The 268-nt window shown below is 66.4% G+C and carries 1 pseudogene; it reads right to left on the reverse strand.

Annotation, left to right across the window (positions count from 1 at the left end):
* Positions 1-268, reverse strand: a pseudogene (locus SB725_RS31530) (ABC transporter substrate-binding protein); the annotation flags it as partial.

The raw sequence follows: 268 nt of genomic DNA on the forward strand, positions 1-268 counted from the left end.
CTGGTCGCTTGCCGGCGCTTGCGTCATGCCGTTGTCCTGGCGTGCCGCGAACAATGCCAGTAGCGGCTTCGCCTCGGCCTGCTCGGCATCCAGTGGCGGCGCGGTCAGGTGTTGGCGTATGGCGCTGACGTCCAGCCCAGCCGCTTCGGCCGCGTGCAGTCGAGCCCAGAGCGCGCTCAATGCTTCGTGGGGCATGCCCAGCCATTGGGTAAACAGCGAGCTGACCAGTGCCAGGCGCTCACGTGAGCTGCCGTTGCCATAGTCATAG

Origin of the sequence: Pseudomonas sp. SIMBA_041, from assembly GCF_046535095.1 — a bacterium.
In the GTDB taxonomy this organism is placed as follows: Bacteria; Pseudomonadota; Gammaproteobacteria; order Pseudomonadales; family Pseudomonadaceae; genus Aquipseudomonas; species Aquipseudomonas mucoides.